The following is a 15,528-nucleotide window of genomic DNA, read 5'->3' as shown; positions in this document are numbered from 1 at the left end:
CTGTTCTTTTTTATGCGTAAACTTCAAGTACCTTGTCTTTAAACAAGCTTGGCGCATGGATAAGCAAAGTTTTGGTATATGTATGTTGAGGGTGACTCAGCACTTGATCTGTTTCGCCATATTCAACAATATGTCCATTTTTTAATACGGCGACTCGATCTGCGATTGCACGAACAACCCCTAGATTATGGGTCACAAATAGTAAGGTCACACCTTGCTGTTGGAGGTCTTGTAGCAGTTTTAAGATGGAAGCCTGAACTGAAACATCCAAAGCAGATGTAATCTCATCACAAATCAAAACATCAGGTTGGCACAGCAAAGCTCGCGCGATAGCCACTCGTTGTCGCTCCCCACCCGATAAATCTCTTGGATAGAGTTCCTGAACTTGTATAGGCAGAGAGACTTGTTTAAGTACCTGCGTGACTTTTTCTATGGCTTCTTGTCGAGATGCTCCAAAGAAATGCTGTACAACTTTAATTAATGTCTGACCAATCGTATGCGCTGGATTCAAAGCCTTATAAGGATTTTGAAAGATATATTGCAGTTTATGCCGCTGCTGCAAATGACGCTGTTGCCCACGCAACGACAAGACTTCATCTGCTAATGTAATTTGTCCATCTGCATTTTCATTCAGGCCGGCAATGACACGCGATAAAGTGGTTTTTCCTGAACCCGATTCACCCACCAATGCTAAACATTCGCCTTTTTTTAGTTGAAATGAAATATCAAAAAGTGCCTGTTGCTGCCCATACCATGCATTAATATGTTCAACTTTTAATAGAGCTTCCCGGTCTGTTTCTCTTTCAATCACTTGATGATCAATCTCTTTAAAATTAATCACACCGACATGATTCGAATGGTGACAAGCAACAAAATGCGGATCAAACTCATCTTTTAATTGAGTTAATTCAGGTTGTTTTTGACGACATATATCTGTGGCGAAAGTACAACGTGCCGCAAAAGCACATCCCACTGGACGCTCATTGGGCGAAGGAGCATGCCCTTCAATTGGAGATAAATATTTACGAATGGCCACATCGGGAATGGCGTTCAGTAAACCTTGCGTATAAGGATGCTTAGGCGTTTCAAATAGTTGGGTTAATACCGCATCTTCAGCAATTCGACCTGAATACAGAACAATCACCCGATCTGCAATATCTTTTACCACCGTTAAGTCATGCGATACATAGATAGCAGCAACGTTATATTCCCGACATAATTTACGAATGATATTCAACACTAATGTCTGTGTCGTCACATCTAATGCGGTGGTTGGCTCATCCAAAACGATCAAACGTGGCTGTAGCAAGAATGCCAAGGCCAATAAAATTCGTTGTTGTTGCCCACCCGAAAGCTGATGAGGATAACGCTTTAGAAATAGCTCATCATGCTGCAATCCCACTTCATTTAAAATTTTGGCAACCTTTTGGTATTTTTCAGCGCTCGATAACTTTGCCTGATGGACATCTAATAATTCAAATAAATGTTGTCCAATACTTAATGCTGGGTTGAGTGCTGTTCCAGGATCTTGGGCAACATGACTAATTTTATAACCACGAACCTGACGCAAAGCATGATCATCTAAACTGAGAATATCTTCATCATCCAGTTCAATTGTGCCTTGAATAATCTTGGCTCCATATCGTGCATAGCCCAATAAGGCACTCGATAATGTCGTTTTACCTGAACCACTCTCTCCAACTAATCCTAGGACCTCACCTTCTCGTAGGCTAAATGAAATATTAGAAACGATATGATTGCCAGTGTTGACCAATGCCACGGTTAAGTCTTTTACCGTTAATACTGTATTTTTAAATTTATCTGCCATGCTTATTTTTCCTCAATCCGAGCTGCTGCACGTCCAACGCCCTCAGCCAATACATTCGTTCCGAGCGCAAACAAAGCAATTAAGATGACAGGAGCAAATACCGCCCACGGCTGCACCAATAAACCAGCGCGATTTTCATTAATCATGAGTCCCCAATCTGCTGCTGGAGGTGCCACACCATAACCAAGAAAAGCCAAACCCGATAACATACCCACAGCCCATGTCAGCATCACACCAAGATGGATGAGTAAAGGCGTCAGCATGTTGGGTAAAATTTCACGAAATAAAATATAGGTTTTTGAGTACCCGAGAATTCTGGCTGCTTCGATATATTCTTGTTCCACCAGATTAAGTGCAACGCTTCGCGCAAGACGCACTACGCCAGGAATAAAAGCAATTGAAACCGTTAAAACAATGAGCCAAGGTTCCCGACCTAACATTGAAACGATAAGCAAGACCAATATAAGATCAGGAAAGGCCATAAAAACATCTGTAAGCCAAGTCACGAACTGATCAATCTTATTTCGAGCAAAAGCAGCGAATATGCCTAAACTAGAGCCAATAATTAATGCAACCAAACTGGCAGCCAGTGTCATCCAGATAATAGAAGCCCCTCCTGAAAGTACACGCGACCACACATCATGACCGATATAATCATATCCAAGAAACGATTTTCCTTCAGGCGGACCATATGTCATGCCGATCAAAGCAGTGGGCTCAAAGGGAACCAAGAGCGGTCCAACCAGTGCAAAAATCAACACTAAGGTCGTGACTACAAATCCAAAACGTACTTGTCTTTCACGAATTAATGTTTGAAAAAAATTTCTTTGGTACCAATGAAGTGAGCTCATTTCCCACCTCCTTGCTGAATGTTCTTTAAAGCATTACGGCGGTCAACAGGTTTTACTGTAATTGGTCGACCTGACTTCCATAAACGTAATGCCTGACGACGGCCTGGCGAACGTGCTTTATGTCTTTTGGCTGTTCGTATTCTTGGTGTGAGTAAGGTTGTGATTAAATCTGCAATTAAATTAACGGCTACCACACAAATGGTCAGTAATAAAACAATTGCTTGAATGGTCGGGATATCTCTTAATTCAATTGCGGCATTGAGTGCATTACCAATACCGGGATAACTGAAAACCACTTCAATAATGAGAGCTCCACTCAGCAGAACCCGTATCGTTAATGCTGTTCCCTGCACCACTGGCACCAATGCATTTGGTAAAACATGTTTCCATATGATCCGTCGCTCAGGAATACCACGTAATCGTGCAGAGGTCACATAATCCGACTCAAGTGCATCAATCATGGAACCACGAACTAAACGCATCAGATATGGAATAAGCGATAAGGCCAAAGTTAAAATCGGTAAAACTAAAAACTCTATTTGGCTAAAAGCTGACTGCTCTGGAATCAACAAGGATGCAGCTGGCAATATGTGCAGGATTGAGGTTGAGAAAAACATCATTAACCAGATTGCAATCACAAATCCTGGAACAGCCTTGAATAGAATAGAGCTAGAAACAATAATACGATCTAGTTTGCTATCTCGACGGAGTGACAGCCACACACCCAGTACCACTGAAAGTGGTACAGTAATAACAATAACCAAGATCGTTAATGCAACGGTGTTACCAAAATAATTCTGAACAATCTGTACAACAGGTACATTTGAATCAATCGAACGGCCAAAATTACCTTGCAATAATTGACTCAGCCAATGCCAGTATTGAATCAATATTGGATCGTTCAGGCCCAATTGTTCACGAAGTATTTGAACCGTCGCTTCTGGTGCTTCTGGGCCCAAAATGACGCGAGCCGGATCAGATGGGAGTGCTTGTGTGGCAATAAATACAATGAGACTAATCACAAATACAACCAATACACCTGACAACAACCGTGTGAAAAACCAAGGTAACCATGCTGGTATTTCAAATGATCTCGTCATTGTTTGATGTGAAATGGCTGTCTCTATATTGCTGGATTGCGTTGTCATAGCGGTCACCCCCTACGCCAAAATTCATCTGTACGCCACGCTGCAAAGCCTGTGCGATCGGGTGTTACGCCACCAATTTGGCCAGAATGTGCATCGAGTACATTATTAAAACCCCAAATGAGCAAACCACCTTGCTCATGTTGAATATGCTGTGCTTCATGAATGAGAACTTTGCGTTTTTCCAAATCAGGCTGTTGTAATGCTGTATGAACCAATTCAGTAAAACGTTCATTGTTAAATCGAGTTTTATTATTTGCCGCACCAGGCCCATCAATTTGCAAAACGGTTAATAAAAAAGGTCGTGAAACGTTTGAACCTGTACTAAATGCCCAATCTTGTTTTACAGCATCAGCAAAGGTGGCAGCTTCAACCTGTTTAACATTAACAATAACACCAGCCTGAGCCGCATGCTGAGCAAAAACCAATGCGGCATTGCTATCTGGACCTGTATACAAATCAACCGCCAAGCTATTGCTAAAACCAGCTTCTTTCAACAATCCCTTAGCTTTATTTAAATCTTGCTTACGCTGTAGAATACTGTGGTCATACACGGGATCACTAAAGGAATAGAGATCATTTGCAACTCGTCCTTGACCAGCTAAAGCCCTTTTAACCAAATCATCTCTATTGGCAATCAATCTAAAAGCTTGACGTACTCGAGGATCATTGAAAGGTGCTTTTGAGGTATTCATATCAAAAGATTGCCAAGCATCTGTTTCAGAAGAAACGAGATTCAATCGTTTATTGGCTTGAATTAAAGAAATATGCTCGGCACTTACACCTGAAGCAATGTCAATTTGACCAGATTGCAAAGCAGCAAGACGCCCTGTCTGATCTTTAAAATCAATGATTTCTATTGCATCAGCATAAGGCCTATTTTCTTTCCAGTAATTTTCAAAACGGACAAAGCGTGAACGCTGGCCTGGTGTAAAACTGTCAAGCTTAAAGGGACCTGCTCCTACGACATTTTTAACTGGGTCATAATCTGTAGGAACGATGCCTCCCCAACTCATCCATGCCTCAGGTAAAGCAACCAACCCTTTTCCTTGAGTAAAAGGAATCTCAACTGTGTATTCATCTCGCTTTTTAATCTCATTCCTTTGCAAAGAATAAAGATAGGCTGCAAATGGAGAAGCGAGTTTAGGGTCCGTCAAACGGCGTAAGGAGAAAATAACATCATCAGCAGTAATCGTTTTACCATGATGAAATTCGAGTCCTTTTTTTAAGCGAATGGTCCATTTCGTCCCATCATTATTCGGCTCCGCAAATTCAGCAAGTGCGAGTTTGGGCTGGATATCTCTACCCCATTCCCATAATTTTGCATATAAAGGCCAACCTCTGAATGCACTGGACATACCAATAGGCTTATGCGCGTCTAAATTACCGGCTTGATTGCCATTGATTACTCCAATTTTGATCACACCGCCTTTTTTCGGATTATCATTTTGAGTATTACTAGGACTAGCACTCTCAGAAGATGAAGAGTCAGTTTTAGAACATCCTATTAGGCTAATTGCAGCAACAGCTCCAACCCCCAATCCAGTCTGCTTAATCAGTTCTCGACGTGTAATTTTGTTCATGTTTTCTCCCTTAAACTACGATTTCTTGATTCAAGAGAGAATCAATGGATGAATTTTTATTGAGCTTAGGTAACTCAAAACCATGATCGAGCTCTAATAACGGGAACAATAAATCAGCTACGCGATAGGCTTCTCCAATTAAAGGGAAACCAGATAAGATAAAGGCAGATACACCATAGCTTTCGTATTCTTTAATCCGTTCAGCAATATTTTCAGCACTGCCGACCAAGGCAGTACCTGCTGCTGGGTTTAAAATATCAAAACCAAATAAAGATGGCCCAGTCCAAACATTAGGATAAATTTCAAAATCTTTAGCACGAGGTAATACCCCATGTCGTAACAAAGTGAGATTTCTTTGAACGATCGGATTTGGGCTTTGATAACTCTCAAAAGTTTCATCGGGAGGAAGCTGCCGTTTAACAGCTTCAATTGCATAATTTAAATCAATCTTGTCGAGTAATGACTGAGCATACTGCCAAGCCTCTTCTTCTGTTTCTCGGACAATAATTTGCAATCGAGTACCAAACTCTAAAGTACGCCCAACTTTTGCCGCCTCAGCGGCAACTTTGCTAAACTTTTCTCCAAGCAGCGGTGGCGTATTCGCAAAACTTAAATACACATCGAGTAATTCAACAGAATGCTGAACGCCTTTGGCAGAAGTTCCAGCTCCCCATAAAGGAACACCCTGCTTTTGAGTTGGACCACGCCATTTGGACATTGGAGATCCACTTTCTAGACGTGGTGCAATTTGAATAAATTCCCCCTCAAATCCAGATCGATCACCTAAATAGTTTTGCTGAAATGCTGTCCAGTATTCCTTACTAAAGTCATAACGCTCATCATGAGTATAGTGAATACCTAAAGCTGCCAAACCCTGATCATTTCCATTCACAACATTGAATAACAAACGTCCTTTAGAGAAGGCATCAAACGTTTGCGCATATTTCGCCAAAACTGCTGGCTGGACTTCTCCAGGATGTTGGGCAACCAGAAACTTTAAACGTTCAGTAAATGGAATTAAACTTGCAGCAACAGCAAGTGTTTCATACTCGCTGGTACCCATAAGTGAACCGTAAAAACCAAGTCGATCCGCAGTAATCGCAATCTGTTGCAAGTGTTCATAATCAGTATCCCACCGCCCAGATTCCAACCAAGGATATGGTCCATCCGGAGAAGTGAGATACCATAAAAGTTTTACAGCCATAGTATTCTCTATATTTATATTTGAATCAGATTTCTAATGAAGTGGAAGTAATCCAAGCGACTTGGCTTTATCGGTTAAACCACTCATTCGCCACTGCTGCTGTAAAACACCCTGTCCGTATTCACGGCTTCCCCCAGCTAATTCAGCTAGTAGCTGAATCTGTGCACCTTCCTCAAGTAACAAGATAAATTCAGCTGTTTCTTGTAATCCCTGACGTCCCCATACGGTTGCACCACCGTTGGCTTCTAAAATTGCTCGATGTTCGATATCAACTTTGAGTTGATCTAAAATGAAATCGACTTCTGCCTGACGGCGATCAATATAAATTGGGAGTTCTTTAAATAAATGAAAGCGCTGAACAGGCACATAACGAATCGGTAAGGTACGATGGGTTTGCGCCCAAGCCCCTAAATTCGGCGCGTGTACATGAGATATTGTGGTGACATCTGCATGCTCGCGAAAAAGTTTGTTATAACGCCCACCTGCATTTTTTCTTCCCAATAAAACTTCACCATCAATTGTCTCCACAAGTACTTTGCTTTTTTTATCTTTAGACCAAGGTCCTGCGTAGTTAAAAGTGACTAAGGTATTATCAGGTCCACGTTCAACAAAATTAACCGTTCCATTTGCCGTGATTGTTCTTGTTTCACGGAATACTTCAAAAGCAAATTCAGCTTTTTCACGATTCAATTCGATAAAGTCATTGAGTTCAGGAGAAAGTGGCGTTTGAATAAGTGTTGTCATGATCAATATCCTATTAAAATTGCTTATTTTGGCGGCGCTTTAAAACTTCGAGCAAAGGACGGTGGTCGACCCAAGTATTAATATCGACATCACGCTCAAGAAAACCATGTAACCAAAGGAAATCTTTTTGTTGTCTTAAAAGCTCTAAACGCTCTTCACTTAATGATGGATGTAAAGACTTATGAAAATTATTACGGTAAGCTGTTGCGACACTCTCTGCGCCTGCAATCGTTTCATCTTCAAGAATAACCAGCACTTCATCTAAATGATCTTGAGCCCAATCTGCGGTATCAAACAGCTCTTCCAGAAAATCAACGACGACATCAAAGTGATCTTTTAACAAATCTTCATGTACGGTAATTGGACGAGGCGTACCATTGTTTACACGGGAGGTCACATCTTCAAATTGATCCAAATCAATCCCAACTTTTAAACCGCGTTTTGTCGCAGCTTCAACAGCAGATGCTCCTTTTACATAAACAGCATCAACTTCACCGGTGATTAACGCATCTAATCCAGACCAATAGGTACTGGCATCACGTTGTTGTGTATTCGATTCCGCTCGTTCAGGGACTTCAATAAAATCCACATCACGGAAAGTTAAATTTGCGAGTTGCAAAGCACCTCGAATACCCTGTAAAGACATCGCTCTAAAAATGCTACCTGCCCGTTTGTCTGCATATTCAGGTAAAGCAACTTTTACATTTTTTAAATGCTCTGGCTTGCTGATTTCAGAATCAGGGCGAACAATAATTACCTGCCATTCATCAATCCATGTCAAACCAATGAGTCGACTTGGAGCACCTTCAGAACGAGCAGCTAATGCTGGAACATTTCCACCTTCACGAAATAATGCTGGCAGTTGATGATCAAAATGATGAACAGATAGACCTTTGCGCGCATCTTGTAAAACAGCAACATCAATACCATGCTGTTCAAACTTTTCAATCAGTGTCCCACGTTTAAGTGAGATCCCTGTTGCCGTTGGGACTGGACATCGAGTGACCCAGATTTCAGATAAAGTACTTTTCACAAATTCTTTAGAATTTTCTTTTTTATCGATAACAAGTGACATAGGTATTCCTTAGGATAATTCCAATTTCATATCACTTGTATTGAGCAGCTTTTATGCCAATATTAATTATTTATAATTTTCAACATCTTATGAAAAATTACAATCAAGTTATTGTTTATATTTCATCATTTTTTTAAATCAGTGTTGTTTTCACAACACCTAATAAAGAAATGACTGTGCTTAATCATTTTTCAAAATTAGAAATCTATTCTTCGTATATATGTTTTAAGTTTTTATGTGTAATATATTAAACAAATAAGTTGAGTATATTACATGAAAATATCTTTACTCATATCCTCATTGCCTACGCAGAACACAACAACTCGTATGAGAGTCTGGCGATCTCTCAAAGCAAGCGGCGCAGCAATTCTAAGAGATGGCGTCTATTTGCTCCCTATTACTCATAGTGCAAAGTTTGAACCTATTGCTAATGATGTTATTTCAGAACAAGGAACTGCTTATATCTTTCATGCAGAGCAACCCTTAAATCTTGAGCTTGCTCCTTTTTTTAGTCGGAAAGAAGAATACGATGCTCTCTATAAACAACTGTCTGAATTAAGAGATCGGCAGACCAAAGATGAAAAGAAAGAGCTGCTCAAGCAAATCCGGAAATTAAGAAAAAGTATCGATGCACTGGTGGAAATTGACTATTACCCCGATGAGACTCAAGCACAGGTTTTAAATGAGCTATCTTCATTAGAACTTTCAATTGCACGTCTTGGTGAAGTGAATGAGCCTCAAGCAATACAAGCTCACATTCAACTTCTAGATAAAGCTAGTTATCAAAATAGAATTTGGGCAACACGTAAAAGACCTTGGATTGATCGTCTAGCCTCTGCATGGCTAATAAAGACATTTATTGATACCTCACCAACATTCATTTGGTTAGAAACACCAAGGGACTGCCCAAAAGAAGCATTTGGATTCGATTTTGATGGTGCAACTTTCAGTCATATCAATCATTGGGTGACCTTCGAAGTTCTTTTACATAGTTTTGATCTAGAAACACCCCCATTAAAGAAAATCGCTGAAATTGTTCATTACCTTGATGTAGGTGGGATTGAACCTCCCGAAGCAATCGGTATTGAAAAAGTTATTCAAGGAATTCGAAGTCAGATAAGTGACGATGATCAATTATTTGCATTATCGAATCACATTTTCGATGGCTTATATGCCAACCTATCAAGAGAATAATCATGGAACAAGAACAAGCCGCTGCACCCGATGAGCCAGCACAGCCAATTCATTTTTGGCAAGCCTTCTTATTTTGGCTTAAATTGGGATTTATTAGTTTTGGTGGACCAGCGGGGCAAATCGCTGTCATGCACCAAGAGCTTGTTGAACAAAAACGTTGGATTTCTGAAAAACGTTTCTTACATGCTCTCAACTACTGCATGTTATTACCCGGACCTGAAGCTCAACAATTAGCAACCTACATAGGTTGGTTAATGCATAGGACTATAGGTGGTATTGTTGCGGGTGTCTTATTCGTTTTACCCTCTTTATTTATCCTGATCGCGCTCTCATGGGTCTATGTAAAGTTTGGTGATGTTCCTATCATTGCTGGTCTCTTTTATGGAATAAAACCAGCTGTTGTTGCTATCGTCTTTCATGCAACTTACCGGATTGGCAGCCGATCATTAAAGAATAAGTTTTTATGGGCAATTGCTGCACTTGCATTCGTTGCTATCTTTTTCTTTAACCTTCCGTTTCCTTTAATTGTTCTAAGCGCTGCAATCATTGGATACTTGGCAAGTAAAAAATATCCAAGCTTTTTTACTAGTGGAAGTTCACATCAGCAAGGTAAAAAAGATTATGGCCCAGCATTAATTGATGATGATACTCCAACCCCAGAACATGCCATATTTAGTTGGAAGCACTTTGGAAAAATTTTATTTATCGGTGCAATTTTATGGTTTACACCCATTATAGGTTTGACTCTTACCTTCGGATGGGATCATGCCTATACACAAATGGCTTGGTTCTTCACGAAGGCTGCACTGTTAACATTTGGTGGGGCTTATGCAGTATTACCTTACGTGTATCAAGGTGCTGTAAATTTTTATGGTTGGTTGAGTCCAACACAAATGATCGATGGTTTAGCACTAGGTGAAAGTACCCCTGGCCCACTGATTATGGTGGTTGCATTTGTCGGATTTCTAGGTGGCTTTAATCATGCATTTTTAGGAAGTGATCATGTATTTTTAGCAGGTGCCTTAGGTGCTGTCATTGTTACTTGGTTCACGTTTCTATTTTCTTTCATTTTCATTCTAGCTGGCGCCCCAGTGATTGAATCTACTCACAATGAGTTAAAGTTTACTGCACCTTTAACAGCAATTACCGCCGCTGTTGTAGGAGTAATATTGAATTTAGCACTCTTCTTCAGTTATCACGTTTTATGGCCGAATGGATTCAACCATCCTTTCAACTTTGAAGCTGCATTCATAGCAATTGGAGCATTTGTTGCCTTATTCCATTTTGAAGTCAAAGTCATGTATGTGATTTTTGCTTCTGCATTCTGTGGCTTGATTTTATATATAGGTGCATAAGCTTAGTGTTTTAGCGTTTAAAAGAAAAGGAAGCTAAACTTCCTTTTCTTTTACCATTAGTGGCAGTGACGATCCCCTGTCTTGCTGTTCGTATGGCAGCCTGAAGAATCAGTACCACCTGAATGAGCAAAAGCATTTGTTGCCGAAAGCCCCATTAAACATACTAAAATTAGTTTCTTCATATTATTCAGCTATAAGTTTTATTAAATCTTCTTTACAGTCTAACAATATTTCATCTGACAAACTCGAATTATCAGGGCATGCCCGAGACAATACGACTGCCCCAACCGACGTAGATAAGATATAAATCGCTTTTTTCCGGAGATCAGCATTTTCATCAGTAGAATGTTTAGCAAGTTCAGCCATAATAAATTGCAGTAAATGTTCGATACCACTTTCAAACTCTTGTTTAACTTCCTCAGGTTGCCTTGCCGCATCACAGGATAAAGCAGCCAAAGTACAGCCCTGATCAGCATGATCTCGATGCTGCTTAGAAACATATAGTTGAATAAATTGTTTCAAGCTTAGCCCATCAACTTGTTTTAAAACTTGTTCAACACCATTTTTTACACTAATTTGAATTAGGTCTAGTTTAGAACTGAAATGCTTATAAAAACCGCCATGTGTGAAACCTGCACTGGACATCAATTCAGCAATTCCAATGCCATCATAACCTTTGCTTTTAAATAGCTCAGTCGCCTTAGTCACAATCTTCTCACGATTTTCTTTAACCTGAGTCTTGGTCACTTTCATTGGCAATGCTCAACATGGATAGCAATAATTAGATTATACATTGATTATGATTGACATCAAAAAAATACAGGTTTAGATTATGATCATAATCTAAAGAGAAGCAATTATGAATAAACATTCTAAAGCACTGGTAACAGGCGCATCTTCAGGTATTGGTGCAGTCTATGCAGATCGTCTGGCAAAACGCGGGTATGATTTAATTCTAGTAGCAAGAGATCAAAGCCGATTGAAACAAATCGCGCAAAAAATCCAACAACAATATGGCGTCCAAGTTGAAGTAATGGCCGTCGATTTATCTAAAAATGAAGATGTAATATCAATTGAAAACCGACTCAAATCCGATCCTCAAATTAATCTACTGGTCAATAACGCAGGAATTAGCGTTAGTGGTCAGTTTTTAGAACAGGATTTAGAACAAATTGAGAAACTGATTTCTTTAAATATCTCAGCGTTAGTCCGCTTATCTCACGCAATTCTACAAAGATTAATCCCTCAAAACACGGGTGCTATTATTAATCTTGGATCAGTAGTTGGTCTTGCCCCAGAGTTTGGTCTGACTGTCTACGGGGCAAGTAAATCATTTGTTGAATTTTTTAGTCAAAGCCTGAGCTTAGAACTCAAAGAAACCAATGTTTATATTCAGGCTGTGCTCCCCTCTGCGACAAAAACCGCGATATGGGAACGTTCAGGTGCCGATATCAGTCAAATGCCTCCAATGATGGATGTGGATCAACTTGTTGATGCAGCGTTGATTGGCTTTGATAAACGAGAAACAATAACAATACCTGTTTTAAAAGATGAAAATTTGTGGAAAACTTATCAAAATTCACGTTTAAAACTTTTACCTAACTTTTCCTCAAGCGAAGTCGCACTTCGTTATCAATCCCAATAATTTTTCCAAAAAAGATTCAAGGATATAATGTATGAATGTAATCGATGCAATTCAACAACGCCGTGCCATTAAACGCTTTGATCCAGATTTCAAAATCTTGGATGAAGATAAAAAGAAATTATTAAGCAGTGTCATGGAAAATGCACCGAGTGCCTTTAACCTTCAGCACTGGCGACCCGTGCTGGTTGAGAATGTTGAATTAAGAAAGCAGATAAGAGCAATTGCCTGGGATCAGCCACAAGTTACAGAATCATCATTATTGATTGTTTTATGTGCAAAAGTCAGTACATGGGAAGTTGATGCGAAGCATGTATGGGATGGGGCTTCACCAGAAGTTCAAAATATTATGGTTGGCGCAATTGACCAATATTACCGTGACCGCCCGCAAACCCAACGTGATGAAGTCATGCGCAGTGCGGGTATCTTTGCTCAAACTTTGATGTTACTTGCTCAAGAACATGGTTTAGACAGTTGCCCTATGGATGGTTTTGACTTTGATGCGATGGCAAAGCTAATTAACTTACCTGAAGATCATGTAGTGTGTTTAATGATTGCTGTTGGTAAATCAGCATCGCAACCTTACCCTAGAGTTGGGAAATTGCCTTATGATAACCTTATTACTATTGATTCATTCTAGTCTGTTTTAATGATCTTTAGATTATCATTCTGTCTTCGGATTGATCAGATGGTGTTATCAATAAACTCAAATTCTTAAGGATTTGAGTTTATTTTTTATCAAGATATACATACTAAAAGTCAAAATTTCCAATTCTGCCCCTTAAAAAGCAAAAATTAGGTCGGATAATATCGGACAAAAAGGCAAATAAAAAAGCCTTTAAGTATTGAACTTAAAGGCTTTTTCATATCGGATCGAACAATCCCGAATAATATTTTGGTGGAGATGGCGGGAGTCGAACCCGCGTCCGCCAGCACTACGCCCGAGAATACTACATGCTTAGATATCGTCTACTATTTTAACTCTTTGTGACCCGACGAACAGGGTACAAATCGCGATCCTCTAAGTTTAGTACAAAGCCCCGAGGCTTGGCTTTATACGGACTTGTGTGCGTGCGCTTCAGTCGGACTCTCTAACCACAAGTATTCAGAGAGGCGGACAAGCTGCCCTTAGGCAGCTAGAGCGTATGATTCGTCGTTTGCGACTAAAAAATGCAAATTTGATTTACGAGAGGAAATGCGCTCTCGGCATGCATCTATGAGTTTCATCACCAGCGTCGAAGCCAGGAACATCCCCAAAGTACAGCGCAATCATAGCATAAATGACTAGAATTTAAATCTTAATTTCTAAGCATTGAGCAAAATATGCGCTTATAAGCTTATATTGTTGCGGAACTTGCTTTTTCAAGTCCCGATTCACATTAGTGTGGTGCAGGTCCACCAGCCACGGGTTTAGGTTTTGGACTCATCCAGATCAGAGCACTGGCAAACACAAATACAATCGCCAACAACATAAACACATGATTGGCAGACATGGTAATCGCCTCTTTGTCCACCAGATTGGCAATCGTGGCGAGTGTTGCATCAGAGGAGAATCCATTTTGCAATAAGGTATTTTGTACTTCTTGCGGATGTAAGTTATTCACCATTTCACTGCGCGCCACTTTGGCATGATCATCCCAAATGGTAACTGCGATTGAAGCTCCAATCGCCCCTGCCATGGTTCTCAAGAAGTTCATCAAACCTGCTGCCGATGCCATTTCCTGTGGCAAGACTGAACCCATTGCAATATTTGACAATGGAATAAAGAAGAATGGTACAGCAAAGCCTTGCAAGATTTGTGGCCAAGCCAAAGCCATAAAGTCCGCATCAGTCACCCAGAAGGCACGCATTAAGGTCACGACACCGAGCAGAGCCAAACCAAAACTGGCCAAGGCGCGTGGGTCATATTTAGTCGATAGCTTCGCTACAATGGGCGACATGGTCAGACTACCAAAGCCCATGGTGGCGGTGAGATAGCCTGCCCATGTGGCGGTATAACCTAAATTGATTTGCAGCCACTGCGGAATCAGTACAATACTGCCAAAAAAGGAACCAAAGCCAAAGGCCAGCGCCAGTACAGACACGGCGAAGCCCCGATGTCGAAATACATACAAATTGACTACAGGATGCTTTTCGGTCAATTCCCAAATCATAAACACGATAAAACCAACTACGGCAATCAAGGCCAGCATGATAATACTGCTACTATTAAACCAGTCGCGTTCGTGTCCCAGATCAAGCATCAATTGCAGTGCGCCAATCCAGAGCACCAACAGGCCTAGACCAATCGCATCGATCCGCAGTTTTTCAGTTTTGGTTTCAGCCACCGACAACAAACGTATTGCTGCTAAAACACAGAAAATACCTACAGGAATATTGATAAAGAAAATCCAGTGCCAAGACAGATTGTCACTGATGAGTCCGCCAAGGATCGGCCCGAGAATCGGTCCAATCACTGTGGTCATTGCCCACAATCCCATTGCCTGAGCATGTTTTTCAGGTGGGAAAATCCGCATCAATAGCGTTTGACTGAGTGGCATCAATGGCCCGCCACAGAGACCTTGTCCGATACGGAAAAATACCAGCATTTCTAAGGATGTTGCCAAACCACACAGGAATGAAAAGATGGTGAATCCAATCAGACCAAAAACAAACACCCGAACTGTACCAAAGCGTCCTGCCAGCCAACCAGTTAACGGTACACAAATCGCTTCTGCAACGGCATAAGAGGTAATGACCCATGTGCCTTGAGAACTAGAAACAGCAAGGTTCCCCGTGATATGAGGCACAGACACGTTGGCAATGGTGGTATCCAGTACCACCATAAAATTTGAAAGGGCGATCACAAACGCGGCAAGTAGTAAGCGCCCGCCACTCAGTTCTGCAAATGGATTTTGCGTTTTCATG

Annotated in this window: 14 protein-coding genes and 1 other RNA gene; 4 read left to right on the top strand and 11 right to left on the bottom strand. The window is 40.7% G+C overall.

The window, feature by feature from the left end:
• Positions 1-10 precede the first annotated feature (10 nt).
• Genes MN869_RS06695 through MN869_RS06665 form a run of 7 tightly spaced genes read right to left on the bottom strand, consistent with a single transcriptional unit; the run spans position 11 to position 8,430 of the window.
• On the bottom strand, positions 11-1,828 hold the full coding sequence (locus tag MN869_RS06695) for an ABC transporter ATP-binding protein (RefSeq protein ID WP_033133514.1): 1,818 nt from the start codon (positions 1,826-1,828) through the stop codon (positions 11-13).
• Between the two features lie 2 nt (positions 1,829-1,830).
• Positions 1,831-2,679 carry an ABC transporter permease gene (locus MN869_RS06690; protein ID WP_004805249.1) on the bottom strand — a complete coding sequence of 283 codons (849 nt, stop codon included), beginning with the start codon at positions 2,677-2,679 and terminating at the stop codon, positions 1,831-1,833.
• The gene (locus MN869_RS06685) at positions 2,676-3,827 is read right to left on the bottom strand and encodes an ABC transporter permease (protein WP_033133513.1); all 1,152 of its coding nucleotides are present in this window, start codon (positions 3,825-3,827) and stop codon (positions 2,676-2,678) included. Before MN869_RS06685 ends, MN869_RS06690 begins: the two co-directional genes overlap by 4 nt.
• 5 nt (positions 3,828-3,832) lie before the next feature.
• Positions 3,833-5,407 carry an ABC transporter substrate-binding protein gene (locus MN869_RS06680; RefSeq protein ID WP_033133512.1) on the bottom strand — a complete coding sequence of 525 codons (1,575 nt, stop codon included), beginning with the start codon at positions 5,405-5,407 and terminating at the stop codon, positions 3,833-3,835.
• 10 nt (positions 5,408-5,417) lie between these two features.
• Positions 5,418-6,611, bottom strand: coding sequence for an LLM class flavin-dependent oxidoreductase (locus tag MN869_RS06675; RefSeq protein ID WP_033133511.1), 1,194 nt, complete (start codon positions 6,609-6,611; stop codon positions 5,418-5,420).
• Between the two features lie 33 nt (positions 6,612-6,644).
• Positions 6,645-7,355 carry a class II aldolase/adducin family protein gene (locus MN869_RS06670; RefSeq protein ID WP_004655066.1) on the bottom strand — a complete coding sequence of 237 codons (711 nt, stop codon included), beginning with the start codon at positions 7,353-7,355 and terminating at the stop codon, positions 6,645-6,647.
• 13 nt (positions 7,356-7,368) lie between these two features.
• The gene (locus MN869_RS06665; RefSeq protein WP_004655068.1) at positions 7,369-8,430 is read right to left on the bottom strand and encodes an ABC transporter substrate-binding protein; all 1,062 of its coding nucleotides are present in this window, start codon (positions 8,428-8,430) and stop codon (positions 7,369-7,371) included.
• A gap of 273 nt (positions 8,431-8,703) precedes the next feature.
• Here MN869_RS06665 and MN869_RS06660 point away from each other — a divergent pair, with 273 nt between their 5' ends.
• Together MN869_RS06660 and chrA are read left to right on the top strand one after the other, a co-directional pair.
• Entirely contained in the window at positions 8,704-9,624 is a 921-nt protein-coding gene (locus MN869_RS06660) for a chromate resistance protein ChrB domain-containing protein (protein WP_241345413.1), read from the top strand.
• 2 nt (positions 9,625-9,626) lie between these two features.
• Complete coding sequence (gene chrA / locus MN869_RS06655; protein WP_241345412.1) at positions 9,627-10,979, top strand: chromate efflux transporter; 1,353 nt, start codon at positions 9,627-9,629, stop codon at positions 10,977-10,979.
• 56 nt (positions 10,980-11,035) lie between these two features.
• Here the strand turns inward: chrA and MN869_RS06650 are convergent, their stop codons facing one another.
• Together MN869_RS06650 and MN869_RS06645 are read right to left on the bottom strand one after the other, a co-directional pair.
• On the bottom strand, positions 11,036-11,161 hold the full coding sequence (locus MN869_RS06650) for a YHYH domain-containing protein (protein ID WP_096089487.1): 126 nt from the start codon (positions 11,159-11,161) through the stop codon (positions 11,036-11,038).
• Between the two features lies 1 nt (position 11,162).
• Positions 11,163-11,732 carry a TetR/AcrR family transcriptional regulator gene (locus MN869_RS06645; RefSeq protein ID WP_033134328.1) on the bottom strand — a complete coding sequence of 190 codons (570 nt, stop codon included), beginning with the start codon at positions 11,730-11,732 and terminating at the stop codon, positions 11,163-11,165.
• 106 nt (positions 11,733-11,838) lie between these two features.
• On the opposite strand from MN869_RS06645, the gene MN869_RS06640 reads away from it, so the two are divergent.
• Positions 11,839-12,624, top strand: a complete 786-nt coding sequence (locus MN869_RS06640; protein WP_005205356.1) for an SDR family oxidoreductase — start codon at positions 11,839-11,841, stop codon at positions 12,622-12,624.
• A gap of 31 nt (positions 12,625-12,655) precedes the next feature.
• Complete coding sequence (locus MN869_RS06635) at positions 12,656-13,261, top strand: nitroreductase family protein (protein WP_004805232.1); 606 nt, start codon at positions 12,656-12,658, stop codon at positions 13,259-13,261.
• A gap of 256 nt (positions 13,262-13,517) precedes the next feature.
• On the opposite strand, the gene ssrA is transcribed toward MN869_RS06635, so the two are convergent.
• Positions 13,518-13,876, bottom strand: a transfer-messenger RNA (tmRNA) gene (gene ssrA, locus MN869_RS06630).
• Between the two features lie 124 nt (positions 13,877-14,000).
• Positions 14,001-15,527 (bottom strand): DHA2 family efflux MFS transporter permease subunit, encoded by a 1,527-nt coding sequence (locus MN869_RS06625; RefSeq protein WP_004805230.1) that lies wholly within the window; start codon positions 15,525-15,527, stop codon positions 14,001-14,003.
• Between the last annotated feature and the right edge of the window lies 1 nt (position 15,528).

It is taken from the genome of Acinetobacter sp. NIPH1876 (assembly GCF_022808535.1).
In the GTDB taxonomy this organism is placed as follows: domain Bacteria; phylum Pseudomonadota; class Gammaproteobacteria; order Pseudomonadales; family Moraxellaceae; genus Acinetobacter; species Acinetobacter higginsii.
This window is presented reverse-complemented; position numbering and strand designations above follow the sequence as displayed.

Excerpts from the sequence above, each read along its gene's own strand:
- MN869_RS06695 (WP_033133514.1), bottom strand. The coding sequence starts at position 1,828 with ATGGCAGATAAATTTAAAAATACAGTATTAACGGTAAAAGACTTAACC.
- MN869_RS06690 (WP_004805249.1), bottom strand. The coding sequence starts at position 2,679 with ATGAGCTCACTTCATTGGTACCAAAGAAATTTTTTTCAAACATTAATT.
- MN869_RS06685 (WP_033133513.1), bottom strand. The coding sequence starts at position 3,827 with ATGACAACGCAATCCAGCAATATAGAGACAGCCATTTCACATCAAACA.
- MN869_RS06680 (WP_033133512.1), bottom strand. The coding sequence starts at position 5,407 with ATGAACAAAATTACACGTCGAGAACTGATTAAGCAGACTGGATTGGGG.
- MN869_RS06675 (WP_033133511.1), bottom strand. The coding sequence starts at position 6,611 with ATGGCTGTAAAACTTTTATGGTATCTCACTTCTCCGGATGGACCATAT.
- MN869_RS06670 (WP_004655066.1), bottom strand. The coding sequence starts at position 7,355 with ATGACAACACTTATTCAAACGCCACTTTCTCCTGAACTCAATGACTTT.
- MN869_RS06665 (WP_004655068.1), bottom strand. The coding sequence starts at position 8,430 with ATGTCACTTGTTATCGATAAAAAAGAAAATTCTAAAGAATTTGTGAAA.
- MN869_RS06660 (WP_241345413.1), top strand. The coding sequence starts at position 8,704 with ATGAAAATATCTTTACTCATATCCTCATTGCCTACGCAGAACACAACA.
- chrA (WP_241345412.1), top strand. The coding sequence starts at position 9,627 with ATGGAACAAGAACAAGCCGCTGCACCCGATGAGCCAGCACAGCCAATT.
- MN869_RS06650 (WP_096089487.1), bottom strand. The coding sequence starts at position 11,161 with ATGAAGAAACTAATTTTAGTATGTTTAATGGGGCTTTCGGCAACAAAT.
- MN869_RS06645 (WP_033134328.1), bottom strand. The coding sequence starts at position 11,732 with ATGAAAGTGACCAAGACTCAGGTTAAAGAAAATCGTGAGAAGATTGTG.
- MN869_RS06640 (WP_005205356.1), top strand. The coding sequence starts at position 11,839 with ATGAATAAACATTCTAAAGCACTGGTAACAGGCGCATCTTCAGGTATT.
- MN869_RS06635 (WP_004805232.1), top strand. The coding sequence starts at position 12,656 with ATGAATGTAATCGATGCAATTCAACAACGCCGTGCCATTAAACGCTTT.
- MN869_RS06625 (WP_004805230.1), bottom strand. The coding sequence starts at position 15,527 with ATGAAAACGCAAAATCCATTTGCAGAACTGAGTGGCGGGCGCTTACTA.